This is a genomic window from Sphingomonas sp. SUN019, assembly GCF_024758705.1.
Classification (GTDB): domain Bacteria; phylum Pseudomonadota; class Alphaproteobacteria; order Sphingomonadales; family Sphingomonadaceae; genus Sphingomonas.
Map to the genome: position 1 here is coordinate 1,380,680 of NZ_CP096971.1, position 17,786 is coordinate 1,398,465.

The window sequence follows — 17,786 nt, forward strand, 5'->3', positions numbered from 1 at the left end:
AGGAACGCACAGGGATCATGACCATGTGGCGCAATAACCTGACCCTCGCGCTCCGCCTTCTGGCGCAGAATCGCGCCTATGCCGTCATCAATATCGGCGGGCTCGCGCTGGGGCTGGCGGGGTGCCTGCTGATCCTGAACTACATCCGTTACGAACGCAGCTACGATAGCTGGCTGCCCGACAGCGACCGCGTCTATCAGGTGCAGGCGACGTGGAATGAGCCGGGACAGCCGGTCACGCGGTCGCAGTCCAGCCCCTTCCCCATCCGCGACACGCTGCCGGGCGGCTTCCCGCAGGTCGAGGCGATCACCGTCGTGCGCACCGGCCCAACCGTGACGACGCGCGGCGGTGTCCCGGTGTTCATCCCGTCGGCGACGGTCGACCCGACGTTCTTCAGCATCTTTTCGCTTCCCTTTGTCGAAGGATCGGGCGCGACCGCGCTGCCCGACACCAATGCGATCGTGCTGACCCAGACCGAGGCGCTGCGGCAGTTCGGCACGACCAAAGCGCTCGGGCGGACGATGAGTCTGGGCGCCGGGGAGGGCAAGCGCGATTACCGCGTGACCGGCGTGCTGCGCGATCTGCCGAAGAACTCGACGCTGAAGCTGAACCTGCTGTTCCGCAACGACCAGAGCCAGTTCGCGACATGGCCCGAATCCGAAAAGGGCTGGGGCGCGATGAGTCAGCACCACTATTTGAAGCTGCGGCGCGGTGCCGACGCCGCCGCGATCAACGCTGCGTTACCCGCGTGGGAGAAGCGCGTGATCGCGCCGCAGAACGTCGGCGGAAGGCTGTCGTCGCAAGCCGATATCCTCGCCCTGAAACTCATGCCGATCACCGGCGTCCATCTGGGCGCGGCGCAGCAGGGCGCGCTGACGCCGGGCGGCGATCCACGCACCCTGGCGACGTTCGCGGTCGTCGCGATGCTCATCCTCGGCATGGCGGTGATGAATTTCGTCAACCTGACGACCGCACGCGCGACCGGGCGGGCGAGGGAAATCGCACTGCGCAAGGTGCTTGGCGCATCGCGGCGGCAGATCATCGCGCAGCTGTTCGGAGAGACCGTGCTGATGAGCGGACTGGCGATGCTGCTGGCCTGCACGATCTTCGAACTCGCCACGCCCTGGGTGGCGGCGTGGACCGGCGCCGACCTGCAATTCTCCTATCTCGGCGCGCACGGGATCATGCTTCCGGCGCTCGCGCTGTTCGCGGTGACGGCGCTCGCCGGCGGCCTGTATCCCGCGATCCTGCTCAGCCGCTTCCGCCCCGCGACCGTGCTGCGCGCCAACCGCGCCGCGGCCGAAACGCCCGGCAGCGGGCGGCTGCGCGCCGCGCTGGTCGTGCTGCAATTCGCCATCGCGATCGGGCTGATCGCCAGCACCTGGGTGATCTGGTCGCAGACGCGCTTCATCGCGACGACCGATCCGGGCTATCGTCGCGACGGGCTGATCCAGGTCGATTCGGCGTGGCGCTTTGCCGGCAGTAGCAGTGAATTCGACGCGGCGCGGCCGCAATTGCTGGCGATCCCCGGCGTCGTGGCGGCGGGACGAACCAATCTGGCGCTGGCGGCGACCAACAAGTCGAACGTAACGGTCCGGTATCGCGGTGGCTCCGATCTCAATTTCGGCCGCTATGCGATCGACAGCGCCTTCTTCGATACGATGGGAATGCGCCTGCTGGCGGGCCGCGGCCTTGCCGACCGGTTCGCCGGCGACCGGGTCGAACGCGATGCCGAAGGCGCACTGGTCTCCGTCCGCGCGATCAACGTCGTGGTCAACCGCGCCGCCGCACGGTTGCTGGGACATGCCGATCTGGGTGCCGCGGTGAATATGCCGATCGAGGTGTCGATCGACGCCGCGCTCATCCCCGCGACGGTTGTCGGCGTGGTCGAGGATACGCGCATCCGCACCCCGCGCGACGAGATCGAACCGATTGTCTATGTCTATGACACGGCCCAGACGAGCCAGGTCATCGTCCGCTACGCCGCCGCCCGCCCGGCCGAGGTGATGGCGGGGATCGGCAAGGTATGGCGACGCTTCGAGCCGGAAATCCCGTTCGAGGGCCGCTTTGCCGAGGACATCGTCGGCGAAACCTACGCCGCCGAACGCGCACGCGGCGCGCTGTTCGCGACCTTCGCTGCGCTCGCGATCCTGATCGCCTGCCTAGGCCTTTATGGTCTGGCCGCTTTCGCCACGCAGCGCCGGACGAAGGAGATCGGCATTCGCAAGGTGCTGGGCGCGAAGGTGCGCGACATCGTCCGGCTGCTGGCGTGGCAATTCTCGAAGCCCGTCGTCGTCGCCAACCTGATCGCGTGGCCGGTGGCGTGGTGGGCGATGCGCGACTGGCTGAACACCTTCGACGCGCGCATCGCGCTGACGCCGACGCCCTTCGCGCTCGCCGGGCTGCTGGCGCTCGCCATCGCGCTGGCGACTGTCGCCGGACATGCGCTGCGCGTCGCCCGCCTGAACCCGATCCACGCCCTCCGCTACGAATAGGAGCCTGACCATGTGGCGCAATTACCTGACCGTCGGCGTCCGCGCCCTGATGAAGAACCGCACCTATGCGGCGATCAACATCCTCGGCCTCGCGATCGGCATGGCCGCGTGCCTGCTGATCCTGTTGTTCGTGCGCTACGAAACGGGCTTCGACAAACAACTCCCCGGCGCAGAGAACGCGTATCAGTTCCAGACCTATTACCGCGATCGTCAGACCGGCGAGGAGGGCAATCTCCAGATGGCGGCCTATGTCAGCAAGGCCGCGCTCGAAAAGGATTTCCCGCAGATCGAAAAGGCCGTCTATTCGATGGGCGTCGGTCCGACCGCGCTGAAGGACGGTCAGGCCTATGCGATCGAGGACGGTCAGTTCGTCGACGGCAATTTGTTCGACATCGTCCGCCTCCCCTTCCTGATCGGAAATTCCGCGACCGCGCTGTCGCGTCCGGGTCAGGTCGTGCTCAGCACCAATGAAGCCACGCGCTTCTTCGGCGCCCCCGCCGCCGCGATGGGCAAGACGCTGACGCTCGTCAGCCGCGGCAAGCAGATGGATTTCACGGTCACCGGCGTGCTCGATGGCCCGACGCGCCAGTCGCACATGAAGGTCACGTTCGTCGCGCAGATCGACATGGCCGCATACAACGCCGAACAGCCGCAGTTCCTGACCAACTGGGGCTGGCAATCGGGCTGGGTCTATCTCCGCCTGAAGCCCGGCGCCGACGTGGCGCAACTGAACGCGCAGATGCCTGCGTTCGAAAAGCGCAACATCCGGGACGAGATCGCCGGCACGCAACGCTACAATCAGGGCGACGAGAGCGACTATGCGCTCGTCAACATCCGCGACATCCACCTGGGCAAGGCGCAGGACGGCGCGATGACGCCGGGCAACGACAAGCGCTCGATCGTCACGTTCGCGGTCATCGCGCTGCTGATCCTCGGCATGGCGTGCGTCAATTTCACCAACCTCGCCACCGCCCGCGCCAGCCAGCGCGCGCGTGAAGTGGCGTTGCGCAAGGTACTGGGCGCCAGCCGCCGCCAACTGATCGTGCAGTTCCTGTGCGAGGCATTGCTGATCGCCGCCGTCGCGATGATCATCGCGCTCGCGGTGGTCGAACTCGCCCTTCCCTATGTCGCGAATTTCCTGCAGGCCGACCTGAAACTGGACTATCTCGGCGCAGGCGGCGCATTGCTGCCGATCGTCGCGCTCGTGCTGGTGGTCGGCATCGCGGCGGGCGCATACCCCGCGTTCTTCCTCTCGCGCTTCCAGCCCGCCACCGTACTGAAGGCGAACAAGTCCGCCAGCGACGCGCAAGGGTCCGGGCGGCTGCGCAACGTGCTGGTCGTCGGCCAATTCGCGGTGTCGATCGCGTTGATCATCTGCACCGCGGTGATCTATGCGCAAACCGTCTTCGCGCGCACGTCGGACCCCGGTTATCAACGCCACGGCCTGATCCAAATCGAGGGTATCGCACGGCGTCAGACCTGGCCGATGATCGACACCTTCATCAACGAACTGCGGCGCACCGACGGCGTCGTGTCGGTCGGCCGCACCGGGATCGGCATCGCCACGCGCAACAACACCAACAACGGCGTGCAGATACCGGGCAGCAGCGAGCCGGTCACGATCGGCAGCTATTCGGTCGACACCGATTTCTTCAAGACGATGGGCATCCGCCTGCTCGCCGGGCGGACCTTCGACCGCAATCGCCCGGCCGACGATTCCACCACCCCCTTCCCGCAGGAGCCCGCCGCCGAACGCGCTTTGGTCGCGCGCGGGATCAACGTCGTCATCAACGAACTCGCGGTGAAGCGGCTGGGCTTCAAGAGCCCGCAGGACGCGATCGGCAAACAGGTGCTGACCACCGTGGACGCGGACTTCGGCGGCGTCATGCCGACGACGATCATCGGCGTGGTCGCCGACGCCCGCTTCCGCTCGATCCGCGACCCGCTCGACCCGATCGCCTTCCGCTACGAATCGACCGGGCACGGCGCGCTGCTGGTGCGCTACCAGAGCGCCGATCCCGCCGCGGTCAACATCCGGATCGAAGGGCTGTGGAAACGCCTGTTCCCCGACGTCCCCTATGACGGCCGCTTCAGCGAGGACATCGTGGGAAAGCTCTACGCCGCCGACGCCGCCCGCGCGCGCATCTTCGCCGGTTTCGCGTTGCTGGCGATCGTGATCGGCTGCCTCGGGCTGTTCGGCCTCGCCGCGTTCACCGCCGAACGCCGCACGAAGGAGATCGGCATCCGCAAGGTGCTGGGCGCCCGCACGCGAGACATCGTGCGATTGCTCGTCTGGCAGTTCAGCCAGCCGGTGATCCTGGCGAATGTGATCGCGTGGCCCGCGGCGTGGTGGCTGATGCGCGGCTGGCTCAACGGCTTCGACACGCGCATCGCGCTGACCCCGACGCCGTTCCTGCTGGCGGGGGCGCTGGCGCTGGTCATCGCGATCGGCACCATCTCCGCCCACGCCTATCGCGTCGCGCGGACCAGCCCGATCAGGGCGCTGCGCTACGAATAGCGCGGACGAACGCGGCCGCCCGCTCCGCCACCGCAGCGGGCGACAGGCCGGGCGCATAGAGCGCGGAGCCTAGGCCGAAACCGGCCGCTCCCGCCGCGCGCCACGGTCCAAGGCCCTCGGCGGCAATCCCGCCGACCGGCAGGACGCGCGTCCCCGTCGGCAGCACCGCGCGCATCGCCTTCAGCGTCGCGGGGCTCGCCCCCTCGGCCGGAAACAGTTTCAGCGCCGCCGCGCCCGCGTCCAGCGCGGCGAAGGCTTCGGTCGGGGTGGCGATACCGGGAAGGGCCACCAGTCCACGCGCCGCCGCTTCGCCGATGACGCGCGGATTGGCGTTGGGCGCAATAATCAACGTGCCGCCCGCCGCCTCCACAGCCGCCACGTCCTCCACCCGCAGCACCGTCCCCGCGCCGATCACCGCGCGCCCCGCGAAACGCGTCGCCAGCCGCGCGATGCTGTCGAGCGGATCGGGAGAATTCAGCGGAACCTCGATGATCGCGAAGCCCGCATCGACCAGCGCCTCGCCGATCGCCTCGACCTCGCCCGGCCGCACGCCGCGCAGGATTGCGATCAGCGGACATTTGGCAAAAGCGGCGTCGAAGGCGGCGAGATGGGTCATGCGGATAGCTCCCGGATACGCGTGATGCCCGCGACGAATGCGGCATGGCTGTCGACGATCGTAGCGGACCCGCCCAGCGTCTCGATCGCGGCGGCGTACAGCGCGCCGAGCGCAGGGTCGGCGAGCAGATGAACCGTGCGCGCGGCCGCCTCGTCGATCCGCGCCGCAACGTCCGCGCCGATCAACAACCCGCTGGCATAGGCCGCCGCATCGGCGTCATCGCGCAAGCCCAGCAGGCCGCTCGCGCGGATGCCGAACAGGCTGGCGGCCAGATCACGGCGCGCACCCTCGGTAACGCCCTCGCGAAACGCCGCACCGTCGTTTACCGCACCGCCAATCTGCCGCGCGAGCAGCCCGTGCGCGCGCAGCAGGGAGAACAACTCCCCCGTCATCGCGGTGGTGAACCGCACGATCTCGCCGCGCTCCAGCACCGCCCATTTGCAATGCGTGCCCGGCTGACACAGCAAGGAATCCGCCGGCACCATCCCCGCCGCGACCGCCCCTAACAACTGCACCTCCTCGCCGCGCATCACGTCGGCGCGCCCGCCGTCGCGGCACGACAGCCCCGGCACGATCGCAGTGCGCCCGTCGATCGGCTCCAGCGCCGCGGCCAGCACCGCAAGTCCCGCGGGCGCAGCGATATAGGGCACCGCACGCCAGCCGATGTTCGATCCGACCATGCCCGCCAGCAGCATCGGCAAATCGCCCAGCCGCGCTCGCAGCCCCGCGACCTCGGCCGGAAAATCCTCCACCACCGCCGCGCCGCGATCGTCGCGCTCGGTGCGCACCACCGCGCCGCCCTCGATCAGGAACGCGCGGCGGTTCGTGGTTCCCCAATCGACCGCGATGAACGGATCATGCGCTCCCGCCGGATCGGCCATCGGCGCGTCTCCCCATCATCCGTTCGAACTATGCGTTCATTTATACGATAAAATATCGCTGTCCACCCGCGGTTGGCGCGTGACAGTAAGCGCGGCCTGCGTCAGAACGGCGCGATGGTGAGCGAGGCGATCGACACGGAAACCGCGGGCAACCGCAGCGAACTGGGCCGCAACCTGACGCACGGGATGCTCGACACGCTGGGTCGCGCGATCGTCACCGGACGCTACGAACAGCGCCCCTTCCCGACCGAGGCGGAGATCGCCAAGGCGCATGGCGTCAGCAGGTCGGTCACGCGAGAGGCGGTGAAAATGCTGACCGCCAAGGGGCTCGTCAGCGCGCGCCCGCGACAGGGCACCGTGGTGCAACCCGCGGGCAACTGGAATTTGTTCGACACCGACGTGCTGCGCTGGCTGCTCGAACGCAAATTCTCGGTCGAACTGCTGCGCCATTTCAACCAGTTGCGCATCGCGATCGAACCCGAGGCGGCGGCGCTGGCGGCGACGTTCCACACCGAAGCCGACATGGCCGCAATCCGCGCCGGGCTCGAACGGATGGAGGCGGCGGAGGACGGCGACGGCGACCCGCTCGACGCCGACATCGCCTTCCACGTCGCAATCCTGCGCGCCTCGCACAACCCGTTCTACGCCCAGTTCCAGATGGTCGTCGCGACCGCATTGCGCACCTCGATCCGCTTCACCAATCGCATCAAGGGCCGCAGCGCCAACGTCGAGGACCACGCCGCCGTCGCCGACGCCATCGAAGCCCGCGACGTGGAAGGCGCGCGGGTGGCGATGCGCCGTATCATCGGCGATGTGCTGGAACTGATCGCGGCGGAGTGAAGGCCAGTACCCGGAAACGGGATGGCGCGCCTTTGCCGTGAAATGACCGGTTCTCCGAATGTTGCCGTTGGAAAAACTAATGATCGGATCGGATATTTATCGGAACCGACGGGAATAGAAATCAGTTCTGAGGCGTTGGGTGGCTCGTGGCACTATGTCGCGGAACCAAATTCGGGAGTATCTCCATGCTTAAATCCATCATTCTGGGCGCCTCGGTCTTCGCCTTGACCGCCGCTCCGATCGCGGCGAGCGCCGCTACTGCAAATCCTGCCAGCAAGCTGTCGTTGTCGTCGGCGACCCGCGCCGGTACGCCTGCGGGCAAGTCGAATCGCCTCGCAGGCTCCGGCATCGGTCCGATCGCCGCCGGCGCTATCCTTGTCGGCATCGCCGCCGCTGCGGTGCTCTTGATCAGCGACAAAGAAGACGACGATTCCGACAGCAACTAAAGTCGGGTGATGCTACCCCGCCCGCCTTCACTGGCGGGCGGGTCTTGAAACTAGCCCCCGAACTGCTGCGTCGGCAGCCCCCTGCACCCCGGATCCACCTCGAACAACGCGCCTGCGTTCGCCTCATCCACGCCGTCGGCCGCGGAGGTGACGAACATCCGGTCCAGCGCCGGTCCCGCAAAGGTCATGCTGGTGATCTGCGATGCGGGCAGTGCGACAGAACGCTCGCGCTCACCATCCGCGTCGAAGCGGCTGACTCTGCCCGTCCCCCAATGCGCGACCCACAAATGCCCGTCGGCGTCGAGCGTCATGCCGTCGGGGCTGCCCCATTCGGGCGGAAACACGATATGCGTTGCGCGCGCGCCGAGGCTTTCATCGTCGTTGATCGCCATCCGATAGATCGTCCGCCGCGCGCTATCGGTGTGGAACATCATGTCGGCATCAGGCGCGATCGCCGGGCCGTTTGGGATGCAATAGGGTCCATCTACACGCGTGCAGCTACGGTTGGGATCGAGCCGGTAGAACGCCCCGCTGTCGCCCTCGCAACTGAACGGCATCGTCCCCGCCCAGATGCGCCCCATCGCATCGGCCTTCGCATCGTTCATGCGGTTGGTCGCGACGTCCGGCTCGGGATCGACGATCGGCCGGATCGCCAGCGGGTCCAGATCAAGCTCGACGAACCCGCTCGCCAAACCGGCGATGAAGCCGCCGCGTTCGCGCTCGATCACCCAGCCGATCGGCTCGGGCATATCCCATCCCGTCACCGCATCATCGGCCAGCGACAGGCGGTTCACGCGCTTGCCCAGGATATCGACCCAGAACACCGCATTCTCGCGCGCCGACCACAACGGCCCCTCGCCCAGGATCGACCGCCCGCTGCCCGGAATTACCCGCACCATCTAGTGACTATCCCTCGGCAGCCCCTTCTCGGCGATGCGCTGATACTTGACCGCGCTCTCGATCACCGCGCCGGTATCGAACTGCCCGGTAATTTCACGGTGGATTTCCTGCCACGGCGTTTGTGATGCGGGACCATCATAGGGCGTCTCCGCCAGCGCTGATCGCCGCCGCGCGATTTCCTCGTCGTCGACCAGCATGTCGGCGCGGTTGGTGTTCAGGTCGATGCGGATGCGATCCCCGGTGCGCACCAGAGCCAGACCCCCGCCGACCGCCGCCTCGGGACTCGCATTCAGGATCGATGGCGACCCGCTCGTCCCCGATTGCCGCCCGTCGCCCAGGCACGGCAGCGCGTGGATACCGGCCCGGATCAGCGCCGCGGGCGGGCGCATGTTCACCACCTCCGCCCCACCCGGATAGCCGATCGGCCCCGCGCCGCGCATGATCAGGATCGACCGGTCGTCGATCCCGCTCGCCGGATCGTCGATCCGCGCATGATAATCCTCCGGCCCATCGAATACGATCGCGGTGCCGGTGAACGCATCCGGATCGTCGGGATCGCTCAGATACATCGCGCGGAACTGGTCCGAAATCACCGACAATTTCATCACCGCCGCGTCGAACAGATTGCCGCGCAGCACCGTCAGGCCCGCATTGTCCTTCAACGGCCGATCGAGCGGACGGATCACATCGTCATCACGCGACGCCTGCCCCGCGACATTCTCCGCCACCGTCCGCCCGTTCGCCGTCAGCGCACTACCGTCGATCATGTCGGCGTCGAGCAACTGCCCCATCACCGCGGGCACCCCGCCGGCGCGATAGAAGTCCTCACCCAGATATTCGCCCGCGGGCTGCAGGTTGACGATGAACGGCACGTCCGCGCCGTGGCTCTCCCAGTCGGCCAGCGTCAGTTCGACCCCGACATGCCGCGCGATCGCGTTCAGGTGGATCGGCGCGTTGGTCGACCCGCCGATCGCCGAATTGACCCGGATCGCGTTGAGGAAGGCGGTGCGCGTCAGCACGTCCGACGGCTTGCGGTCGGCGCGGACCATCTCGACGATCGTCCGCCCCGTCTCCCACGCGCATTGCTGACGGTCGCGGTGCGGCGCGGGGATCGCGGCCGATCCGGGCAGCGACATCCCCAGCGCCTCGCACAGCGAATTCATCGTCGTCGCGGTGCCCATCGTGTTGCAGAAACCGGTCGACGGGGCGGACGACGCGACCAGTTCGATGAAGCCGCGATAGTCGATCTCCCCCGCCGCCAGCAGCTCGCGCGCCTTCCAGATGATCGTCCCCGATCCTGTCCGCTGCCCCTGGTAATTGCCGTTGAGCATCGGTCCGACCGACAAAGCGATCGCCGGAATGTTCACCGTCGCCGCCGCCATCAGACACGCCGGCGTCGTCTTGTCGCAGCCGATCGTCAGCACCACGCCGTCGATCGGATAGCCGTACAGCACCTCGACCAGCCCGAGGTACGCGAGGTTACGGTCCAGCCCCGCGGTCGGCCGCTTCCCCGTCTCCTGGATCGGATGGATCGGAAATTCGATCGGGATGCCCCCCGCATCGCGGATTCCCTCCTTCACGCGCTGCGCCAGCACGATGTGGTGGCGGTTGCACGGCGCAAGGTCGCTGCCGGTCTGCGCGATGCCGATGATCGGCCGATCGGACTGCAGTTCTTCCAGGCTCAGCCCGTAATTCAGATACCGCTCGACATACAAAGCGGTCATGTCGGGGTTGGAAGGATCGTCGAACCAGGCGCGCGAACGAAGGCCGGTTTCATGGCGCGCGCGCCCTGCGGACCCGTCCGCTCCGTCGACCATGTCACCCCTCCCGATCAGATTACGACCGATTGATAGCGCAGCGTCGCGCTGCTACAAAGACAATTATCATATAAAAGGACGCTTGATGCGCAACGATGCGATCCGGATTGCGCTGGTCGGCGTCGGCAAGATCGCGCGCGACCAGCATCTGCCCGCGCTTGCGGACAATCCCGACTTCGCGCTGCTCGCGACGGTCGACCCATACCGCGGCGTCGACGGTGCGCCGAATTTCGCGACGCTCGAGGCGTTGCTCGCTGCGCACTCGGTCGATGCGGTATCGATCTGCACCCCGCCCGGCGTGCGCGCGCCGATCGTCGCCGCCGCGATCGACGCGGGACTGCACGTCATGATGGAAAAGCCGCCCGCAGCGACCGTTGCCGACGTCGAGACGTTGGCGACCCGTGCCGCGAACGCCGGGGTGTCGCTGTTCGCCACCTGGCATTCGCGCGAAGCAAGCGGCGTCGCGCCCGCGCGCGAATGGCTGCGCGGCAAGCGGATCGATCGGGTGACGGTGACGTGGAAGGAAGATATCCGCCGCTGGCATCCCGGTCAGGACTGGATTCTTGGGCCGGACGGGTTCGGCGTGTTCGATCCGGGCATCAACGCGCTGTCGATCGTCACCGCGCTGCTGCCCGACCCGTTGACGATCGACGCCGCACGACTGGCGATACCGGAGGATCGCGCATCGCCGATCGCCGCGACGCTGGCGATGACCGCCGGTGCCGCGACGGTCGCGGCGGATTTCGATTTCCTGCAATCCGGCGAGCAGACATGGGACATCGTCGTCGACACCAACGGCGGGGTGCTGACGCTGCGCGAAGGCGGCAATGTGCTCGCCGTGGATGGGCGGATGACACGCGGCGCGGATCAGGAATATATCCGCCTCTACCGCCAGTTCGCCGACCTCATCGCGCGCGGGGAGAGCGACGTGGACACCGCCCCGCTCCGCCTCGTCACCGATGCGCTGCGCATAGGCGATCGAACGTCCGCACCACTGTTCGACTGGTAGTTACCCGAACTCCACCGCCTCGAACCGGATCGGTTGCCCGTCCGCCGCCTCCCCCAGCGTATCCTCCCACATCGCCACGCGCCCGCGCACGATCGTCCCGATCGCCTTGCCCGTCAGCGTCATGCCCGTGAACGGCGACCAGCCGCTGCGCGAGGCGAGCCAGTCGTCGGTCACCTCCCAGCGCTTCTTCAGGTCGACGATCGTGAAATCGGCGTCGTATCCGGCGACGATCCGCCCCTTCCCCACGATCCCGAAGATCCGCTGCGCGCCCGCGCTGGTCAGCTCGATCACGCGCTGCAGCGTCAGCCGCCCCTCCGCGACATGCGTCAGCAGCAACGGCAGCAACGTCTGCACGCCGGGCATCCCGCTAGGGCTCGCCGGATAGGGCTTTCCCTTTTCCTCCAGCGTATGCGGCGCGTGATCGCTGCCGATCACGTCGGGCACACCCTGGTTCAACCAATGCCACAGCCCGTCGCGGTGCGCGCCCGACCGGATCGGCGGATTCATCTGCGCCAGCGTGCCCAGCCGCGGATAGGCCTCCTCCCCCGCCAAAGTCAGATGCTGCGGGGTCACCTCGCAACTCGCGATATCCTTGTTCCGCCCGAGCAGTTCGAGTTCCGCCGGCGTCGTCACGTGCAGCACATGCACCCGCCGCCGCGCCGACCGCGCCAGCGCCAGAATACGCCGCGTCGCCAGAATCGCGCTTTCGTCGTCGCGCCACACCGGATGCGACGCAGCATCACCGTCGATCCGATGATCGAGCCGCGCGTTCATCCGCTCCTCGTCCTCGGCATGGATCGCCACCCGGCGATGCCCCGAGGCCAGCACCTCGGCCAGCCGCGCATCCTCGCTGACCAACAGATCGCCGGTCGACGCGCCCATGAAAATCTTCACCCCCGCCGTCCCCGGCAACCGCTCCAGCTCGGCCAGATCGCGCGCATTGTGGTTCGTCGCGCCGACATAGAAGGCGTGATCGCACCACATCCGGTCCTTCGCGCGGTCCAATTTGTCCTGAATGGCGGCGGCCGAATCAGTATTGGGTTTGGTGTTCGGCATCTCGAATACCGCGGTCACGCCGCCCATCACCGCCGCGACGCTGCCGGTCTCCAGGTCTTCCTTGTGGACCAGCCCCGGCTCGCGGAAATGCACCTGCGTGTCGATCACGCCGGGCAGGATATCCAGGCCCGTGCAGTCGATCGTCCGTCCCGCGTCGCCGACGCCGCCGATCGCGACAATCCGCCCGCCGCTGACGCCCACGTCCGCCGTCACCGGCCCGCCGGGAGTGTGGACCGTGCCGCCGGTCAGCTTCAGATCACAGGTCGCCACATCGATCTCCGAACGGGATGACAGTCGGCCGCCTCACTCCTACCTTGCGCGCATGAATGCAACCACGCTCGCCGACCGCGCCGTCCTCCGCTTGTCGGGCGAGGACCTGCGCGGCTTCCTCCAGGGCCTCGTCACGAACGACGCGAACGGGCCGTTTCCGTCGTGGAACGGGCTGCTCACCCCGCAGGGCAAGGCGCTGTTCGACTTCATCCTGTGGGACGACGGCGACGATATCCTGATCGATTGCGAGGCCGCGCAGGCCGAGGCGCTGGCGCGGCGGTTGTCGATGTACCGCCTCCGTCGGCCGATCGTCATCGCGCGCGACGAAACGCTGGCGGTGCATTGGTCGAAGGATGGCGACACAGGCGTGCCCGACCCGCGGCTGGCCGCGCTCGGCCAACGCTGGATCGCCGCACCGTCCGACCCCGCCGAAGGATGGCTGGCGCACCGTCTGGCGCTCGGCGTGACCGAAGGCGTCGCGGAACTTGGAGCGGGCGAAACGCTCTGGCTCGAATGCAACGCCCGCGAACTGAACGGGGTCAGCTTCGCCAAGGGCTGCTACGTCGGACAGGAAAACACCGCGCGAATGCACCATCGCGCAAAGGTCAACCGCCGCCTGGTCGTCGCCCCGCTGGGCGAGCCGGGCGACCGCACGCGCACGACATATCCCGACCTGCACCTCATGGTCGAACACCGCCGCGTGGAGGCGCTGGGCGACGCGATCGTCCCCGACTGGCTAGGCATCGCGCTTGCCGCCTAACCCACTCCGCGCCGCGCGCTCGCCAGATGATGCGCGTGGCAGATCGCCACCGCCAGCGCATCCGCCGCATCCGGCCCGTCGATCTTCACGCCGGGCAGCAACCGCGCCACCATTGCATGGACCTGCGCCTTCTCCGCGTTGCCCACGCCGACGACCGCCTTCTTCACCAGCCGCGCGGCATATTCGCCCGGCTCGATCCCCGCGCGCGCGACCGACAACAGCACGACGCCTCGCGCCTGCCCCAGCTTCAGCGTCGATTGCGGATTGGCGTTGACGAACACCTCCTCGACCGCAGCGGCGTCGGGTGCATGATCGACGATCAGCGCGGCCAGCATCGCATCGAGATGCGACAACCGCCGCGCCAGCGTCGCCGCGCTGTCGGTCTTCAACCGCCCGTTGGCGACGTGCGACAGCCGGTTGCCCTCGGCCCGGATCACGCCCCAGCCGGTGGTCCCGAGACCGGGGTCGAGGCCGAGAATGATCATTGGTTCACGCGATGGCACGATGGCGCAAAGAAGGAAGATTTGTTCGCGCAGAGGCGCAGAGACGCGGAGGCGTATCGCTCAGGACTGCTGCCTCGCGTCAGCGAGAACAAATTCCCTGCGGCAGCCCAAGGATCAAGTGTTTGCGCTGACGCGCAGTAGAAGAACGAAACGAATCCTCTCTGCGTCTCCGCGCCTCTGCGCGAACAAAGGTCTTCGCGCCTTCGCGCCTTCGCGTGAACCAAGATCAGCCCAGTTTCTCCATCACCGCGTCGGAGACATCGTAATTCCCCCACACGGTCTGCACGTCGTCGTCGTCGTCCAGCGCGTCGATCAGCTTGAACAACGTCGCGGCGTCGCCTTCCTCCACCTCGACCATCGTCTGCGGCCGCCACGCGAGCTTCGCGCCCTCGGCTTCGCCCAGCACCGGCTCCAGCGCCTTGGCGACTTCGTGCAGATCGCCCACCGCAGTCCAGATCTCGTGGCCGTCCTCGCCCGACGTCACATCCTCCGCGCCAGCCTCCAGCGCCGCCTCGAACACCTTCTCGGCATCCCCCGCACCCGCCGGATAGTTGATCAGCCCGACGCGATCGAACGCATGGCTGACCGATCCGCTCGCCCCCAAATTGCCGCCGTTCTTCGACACTGCGGTACGCACGTTCGTTGCGGTGCGGTTCCGGTTGTCGGTCAGCGCCTCGATGATCAGCGAGACGCCGCCGGGGCCGAACCCCTCATAGCGGATTTCCTCGTAATTCTCGGTATCGCCCTTGCTCGCCTTGTCGATCGCGCGCTGGATATTGTCCTTCGGCACCGACTGCGCCTTGGCCGCGTTCACCGCGGCGCGCAGCCGCGGGTTCATGTCGGGATCGGGCAGGCCCATCTTCGCCGCGACGGTGATTTCGCGGCTGAGCTTGGAGAACGCGCCAGAACGCTTCTTATCCTGCGCACCCTTGCGGTGCATGATGTTCTTGAACTTGGAATGGCCTGCCATGGTCGCCTCTGCGGGGGATTATGCCGTGGCTCTTAGGCGCGCCTCGCCCCATCCATCAACCCTTGCGCCACCCCCCATCGATCGGCCAAACGCTGCCCCATGACGATCCAGGTGGACATGGGCGCTGATTCTTCAGGCGCGCCGGTCCCTATCGACCTAGAGGAACTGCTCGCCACCCGCTTGCTCGTGCAGGGCAATTCGGGGTCGGGAAAGTCGCACCTGCTGCGCCGCCTGCTCGAACGATCCGCGGGGCAGGTGCAGCAGATCGTGATCGACCCCGAGGGCGATTTCGTAACCCTCGGTCCCGTCTACGGCCATGTCGTGATCGAGGCGACCCACTATAGCGAACGCGAGATCGCGCGGCTCGCGGGCCGCCTGCGCGAACACCGCGCGTCGGCCGTATTGAGCCTCGAGGGCTTGGAGGCGGAGAGCCAGATGCGCTGCGCCGCCGCCTTCCTGTCGGCGCTGTTCGATGCGCCGCGTGAACATTGGTACCCGGCGCTGGTGGTGGTGGACGAGGCACAGCTATTCGCCCCCACCACCGGCGGGGACGTGACCGAGGAGGTGCGCCGCGCGTCGCTCGGCGCGATGACGAACCTGATGTGCCGCGGCCGCAAACGCGGCCTCGCGGGCGTGATCGCGACGCAGCGGCTAGCGAAACTCGCCAAGAACGTCGCGGCAGAAGCGTCCAACTTCCTGATGGGCCGCACCTTCCTCGACATCGACATGGCGCGCGCCGCCGACTTGCTTGGCATGGAACGGCGTCAGGCCGAGGCGATCCGCGACCTCGCGCGCGGCACCTTCCTCGCGCTCGGCCCCGCGATCAGCCGCCGCCCGCTGACCGTGAAGATCGGCGCGGTCGAAACCAGCACGCGCAGCGGTTCGCCCAAACTCACCCCGCTCCCGTCCGCACCGCGGCCCGACCTGCAGGAATTGCTGTTCGTAGCGGTCGAGGACGCCCCGACGCTGCCGATGACCTTCGACCCGCGCCCGCGCCGCGTGCCCGCCGACGAACTGATCGCCGACCTGTCGCGCCCCGCCCCGGCCCCCGCGACCAATGAGCCCGCGCGATCGGACGAGGAGGTGGAGGCGATCTACGCCGACGTGCTGCGCGCGATCGTGTCCGATGCGGAGGCGCGATTGCGTCCGGCATCGGTGCTGTTCCAGGATTTTCAGGTCCGCTGCCGCATGGCCGGCCTCCCCCGCCCCGCGCTCGATTTGTCAGGCTTCGCGCGCCGCCTGAGTTGCGCGCGCGCCGGCGTATTCGACGTGTCCGATCCCGCATGGACCGAGGCGCTGACGCTGGCCAGCGCATTGCCCGACGACATGCTCGGCGCGTTCCTGCTGGTCGCGAAGGCCGCGCGCGACGGCGATCCCTGCCCGCCCGACGCCGCGATCGCCGAGACCTACGGTACCAGCTCGCTCGGCCGCGTGCGGCGTCTGGTGACCTACATCGAAAGCCGCAACCTGTTCGTGTGCCGCACCGACCTGTCCGGCAAACGCTCGATCACCATCCCGCGGCTGGGCTGGACAACGGCGGCGTCGGAAGCAGCCTGAACCCGCTCAGATCAAAAACGCCGCTGCCAATCCGAACACAAGTCCGGATTGTATCATCGCAATCAGGTCCAGCTGTGTCGCGAACGGCTGCTTGCGCGTCTTGTGCCGAAACCGCGCCCGCGCCCACAGGGCGCCGGGACTTCCACCGATCAGCGCCAGCGTCAGCAGCGTCGATTCCGCGATCCGCCATTCGCCTTCGATCGCGCGCCGCTTGTCGATGGCGAATGCCGCGACGGCAGCCGCATTGATGCCGATGAGTGACAGCAGGGCGAGCAACCATAGCATTCCGGCGGTGTCGCACCGGATGCGTTAAGCACCCGTTGCCGCCAATTGCGGAAAGCCGTGATATCAATCCGGTCGCAGTCGCCGCTTTTTATCGCCCGCCGCCTTTACCCGCCCCAACGCGCCTACTAGCCTTTGCCCATGACGACGATCGCGATCTACAGTCTGAAAGGCGGCGTCGGGAAGACGACGCTAGCGGTCAATCTGGCATGGACGGCGGCGGTGCGATCGGCGCGGCGGACGTTGTTGTGGGATCTCGATCCGCAGGCCGCCTCGGGGTGGATGCTGGGCGTCACACCGCCGCGCGAAAAGGCGCATGCGATGTTCTCACGCGATGTCGCGCCCAGCAAACTGATCCGCCCGACCGGTGTCGAACGGCTCGACCTGCTGCCCGCCGATGCGTCGCTGCGCGAACTGGATCACCTGTTCCGCGAGATGGACAAGAAGAAGCGGCTGCAGAAACTGATTGCGTCGCTCGGCGACTATGACCGCGTGATCCTCGATTGCCCCCCCGGCCTTACCGAAACCGCGGATCAGGTCGCGCGCGCCGCCGATCTGATCGTCATCCCCGTCGTCCCCTCCCCGCTCGCCGAGCGCGCCTATGACGAGGTGTTGCGTCATCTCGGCGGGCGCACCCCGACGATGCCGGTCCACGCGATGGTCGATCGCCGCCGCAAGCTGCACGCCGAGGCTCTCGCCCGCCGCCCCGACTGGCCGGTGATCCCGATGGCCAGCGTGATCGAATCCGCCGCGGCCACTCACCGCGCGGTCGGCGATATCGCCGCGCGCTCGCCCGCTGCGGCGGCGTTCGCGGACATCTGGCGGAGGATCGAGCAACGTCTCGCTTCCTAGCCTTCGACCCGCTC

16 protein-coding genes are annotated in these 17,786 nt (G+C 67.5%); 8 read left to right on the forward strand and 8 right to left on the reverse strand.

Annotation, left to right across the window (positions count from 1 at the left end; genetic code table 11):
• The first annotated feature begins 23 nt into the window (after window positions 1-23).
• Window positions 24-2,495, forward strand: coding sequence for an ABC transporter permease (locus tag M0208_RS06725; protein ID WP_258890954.1), 2,472 nt, complete (start codon window positions 24-26; stop codon window positions 2,493-2,495).
• Window positions 2,496-2,505: 10 nt separating this feature from the next.
• A complete protein-coding gene (locus M0208_RS06730) occupies window positions 2,506-5,013 on the forward strand; it encodes an ABC transporter permease (RefSeq protein ID WP_258890955.1) in 2,508 nt (835 codons plus the stop codon).
• Here the strand turns inward: M0208_RS06730 and M0208_RS06735 are convergent.
• Entirely contained in the window at window positions 4,991-5,629 is a 639-nt protein-coding gene (locus tag M0208_RS06735; protein WP_258890956.1) for a 2-dehydro-3-deoxy-6-phosphogalactonate aldolase, read from the reverse strand. The two genes, M0208_RS06730 and M0208_RS06735, sit on opposite strands and share 23 nt — an antisense overlap.
• The gene (locus M0208_RS06740; RefSeq protein ID WP_258890957.1) at window positions 5,626-6,510 is read right to left on the reverse strand and encodes a 2-dehydro-3-deoxygalactonokinase; all 885 of its coding nucleotides are present in this window, start codon (window positions 6,508-6,510) and stop codon (window positions 5,626-5,628) included. Before M0208_RS06740 ends, M0208_RS06735 begins: the two co-directional genes overlap by 4 nt.
• A gap of 114 nt (window positions 6,511-6,624) precedes the next feature.
• Here M0208_RS06740 and M0208_RS06745 point away from each other — a divergent pair, with 114 nt between their 5' ends.
• Both M0208_RS06745 and M0208_RS06750 read left to right on the forward strand, forming a co-directional pair.
• Window positions 6,625-7,350 (forward strand): FadR/GntR family transcriptional regulator, encoded by a 726-nt coding sequence (locus M0208_RS06745; RefSeq protein WP_258893182.1) that lies wholly within the window; start codon window positions 6,625-6,627, stop codon window positions 7,348-7,350.
• A 185-nt stretch (window positions 7,351-7,535) separates the two neighbouring features.
• The gene (locus M0208_RS06750; RefSeq protein ID WP_258890958.1) at window positions 7,536-7,796 is read left to right on the forward strand and encodes a hypothetical protein; all 261 of its coding nucleotides are present in this window, start codon (window positions 7,536-7,538) and stop codon (window positions 7,794-7,796) included.
• 50 nt (window positions 7,797-7,846) lie between these two features.
• Here M0208_RS06750 and M0208_RS06755 read toward each other — a convergent pair whose 3' ends face one another.
• Together M0208_RS06755 and M0208_RS06760 are read right to left on the reverse strand one after the other, a co-directional pair.
• Window positions 7,847-8,695, reverse strand: a complete 849-nt coding sequence (locus M0208_RS06755; protein ID WP_258890959.1) for an SMP-30/gluconolactonase/LRE family protein — start codon at window positions 8,693-8,695, stop codon at window positions 7,847-7,849.
• Entirely contained in the window at window positions 8,696-10,513 is a 1,818-nt protein-coding gene (locus tag M0208_RS06760; RefSeq protein WP_258890960.1) for an IlvD/Edd family dehydratase, read from the reverse strand. It abuts the gene before it with no gap.
• An 85-nt stretch (window positions 10,514-10,598) separates the two neighbouring features.
• Here M0208_RS06760 and M0208_RS06765 point away from each other — a divergent pair, with 85 nt between their 5' ends.
• Window positions 10,599-11,522 carry a Gfo/Idh/MocA family protein gene (locus tag M0208_RS06765; protein WP_258890961.1) on the forward strand — a complete coding sequence of 308 codons (924 nt, stop codon included), beginning with the start codon at window positions 10,599-10,601 and terminating at the stop codon, window positions 11,520-11,522.
• Here the strand turns inward: M0208_RS06765 and M0208_RS06770 are convergent, their stop codons facing one another.
• Window positions 11,523-12,848, reverse strand: a complete 1,326-nt coding sequence (locus tag M0208_RS06770; protein WP_258890962.1) for a dihydroorotase — start codon at window positions 12,846-12,848, stop codon at window positions 11,523-11,525.
• Window positions 12,849-12,900: 52 nt separating this feature from the next.
• Here M0208_RS06770 and M0208_RS06775 point away from each other — a divergent pair, with 52 nt between their 5' ends.
• Entirely contained in the window at window positions 12,901-13,608 is a 708-nt protein-coding gene (locus M0208_RS06775; RefSeq protein ID WP_258890963.1) for a folate-binding protein YgfZ, read from the forward strand.
• Here M0208_RS06775 and ruvC read toward each other — a convergent pair.
• Together ruvC and M0208_RS06785 are read right to left on the reverse strand one after the other, a co-directional pair.
• A complete protein-coding gene (ruvC, locus tag M0208_RS06780) occupies window positions 13,605-14,093 on the reverse strand; it encodes a crossover junction endodeoxyribonuclease RuvC (RefSeq protein WP_258890964.1) in 489 nt (162 codons plus the stop codon). The two genes, M0208_RS06775 and ruvC, sit on opposite strands and share 4 nt — an antisense overlap.
• 244 nt (window positions 14,094-14,337) lie before the next feature.
• Complete coding sequence (locus M0208_RS06785; protein ID WP_258890965.1) at window positions 14,338-15,081, reverse strand: YebC/PmpR family DNA-binding transcriptional regulator; 744 nt, start codon at window positions 15,079-15,081, stop codon at window positions 14,338-14,340.
• Between the two features lie 99 nt (window positions 15,082-15,180).
• Here M0208_RS06785 and M0208_RS06790 point away from each other — a divergent pair, with 99 nt between their 5' ends.
• Window positions 15,181-16,638: an ATP-binding protein gene (locus M0208_RS06790; protein ID WP_258890966.1), complete on the forward strand. Its 1,458-nt coding sequence runs from the start codon at window positions 15,181-15,183 to the stop codon at window positions 16,636-16,638.
• Window positions 16,639-16,644: 6 nt separating this feature from the next.
• Here the strand turns inward: M0208_RS06790 and M0208_RS06795 are convergent, their stop codons facing one another.
• Complete coding sequence (locus M0208_RS06795) at window positions 16,645-16,923, reverse strand: DUF1294 domain-containing protein (RefSeq protein WP_258890967.1); 279 nt, start codon at window positions 16,921-16,923, stop codon at window positions 16,645-16,647.
• A 138-nt stretch (window positions 16,924-17,061) separates the two neighbouring features.
• Here M0208_RS06795 and M0208_RS06800 point away from each other — a divergent pair, with 138 nt between their 5' ends.
• Entirely contained in the window at window positions 17,062-17,772 is a 711-nt protein-coding gene (locus tag M0208_RS06800; RefSeq protein ID WP_258890968.1) for a ParA family protein, read from the forward strand.
• Window positions 17,773-17,786: the final 14 nt, after the last annotated feature.

What these genes read in the sequence shown, in the direction of transcription:
- M0208_RS06725 (WP_258890954.1), top strand. Translation starts at nt 24, where the DNA reads ATGTGGCGCAATAACCTGACCCTCGCGCTCCGCCTTCTGGCGCAGAAT.
- M0208_RS06730 (WP_258890955.1), top strand. Translation starts at nt 2,506, where the DNA reads ATGTGGCGCAATTACCTGACCGTCGGCGTCCGCGCCCTGATGAAGAAC.
- M0208_RS06735 (WP_258890956.1), bottom strand. Translation starts at nt 5,629, where the DNA reads ATGACCCATCTCGCCGCCTTCGACGCCGCTTTTGCCAAATGTCCGCTG.
- M0208_RS06740 (WP_258890957.1), bottom strand. Translation starts at nt 6,510, where the DNA reads ATGGCCGATCCGGCGGGAGCGCATGATCCGTTCATCGCGGTCGATTGG.
- M0208_RS06745 (WP_258893182.1), top strand. Translation starts at nt 6,625, where the DNA reads ATGGTGAGCGAGGCGATCGACACGGAAACCGCGGGCAACCGCAGCGAA.
- M0208_RS06750 (WP_258890958.1), top strand. Translation starts at nt 7,536, where the DNA reads ATGCTTAAATCCATCATTCTGGGCGCCTCGGTCTTCGCCTTGACCGCC.
- M0208_RS06755 (WP_258890959.1), bottom strand. Translation starts at nt 8,695, where the DNA reads ATGGTGCGGGTAATTCCGGGCAGCGGGCGGTCGATCCTGGGCGAGGGG.
- M0208_RS06760 (WP_258890960.1), bottom strand. Translation starts at nt 10,513, where the DNA reads ATGGTCGACGGAGCGGACGGGTCCGCAGGGCGCGCGCGCCATGAAACC.
- M0208_RS06765 (WP_258890961.1), top strand. Translation starts at nt 10,599, where the DNA reads ATGCGCAACGATGCGATCCGGATTGCGCTGGTCGGCGTCGGCAAGATC.
- M0208_RS06775 (WP_258890963.1), top strand. Translation starts at nt 12,901, where the DNA reads ATGAATGCAACCACGCTCGCCGACCGCGCCGTCCTCCGCTTGTCGGGC.
- ruvC (WP_258890964.1), bottom strand. Translation starts at nt 14,093, where the DNA reads ATGATCATTCTCGGCCTCGACCCCGGTCTCGGGACCACCGGCTGGGGC.
- M0208_RS06785 (WP_258890965.1), bottom strand. Translation starts at nt 15,081, where the DNA reads ATGGCAGGCCATTCCAAGTTCAAGAACATCATGCACCGCAAGGGTGCG.
- M0208_RS06790 (WP_258890966.1), top strand. Translation starts at nt 15,181, where the DNA reads ATGACGATCCAGGTGGACATGGGCGCTGATTCTTCAGGCGCGCCGGTC.
- M0208_RS06795 (WP_258890967.1), bottom strand. Translation starts at nt 16,923, where the DNA reads ATGCTATGGTTGCTCGCCCTGCTGTCACTCATCGGCATCAATGCGGCT.
- M0208_RS06800 (WP_258890968.1), top strand. Translation starts at nt 17,062, where the DNA reads ATGACGACGATCGCGATCTACAGTCTGAAAGGCGGCGTCGGGAAGACG.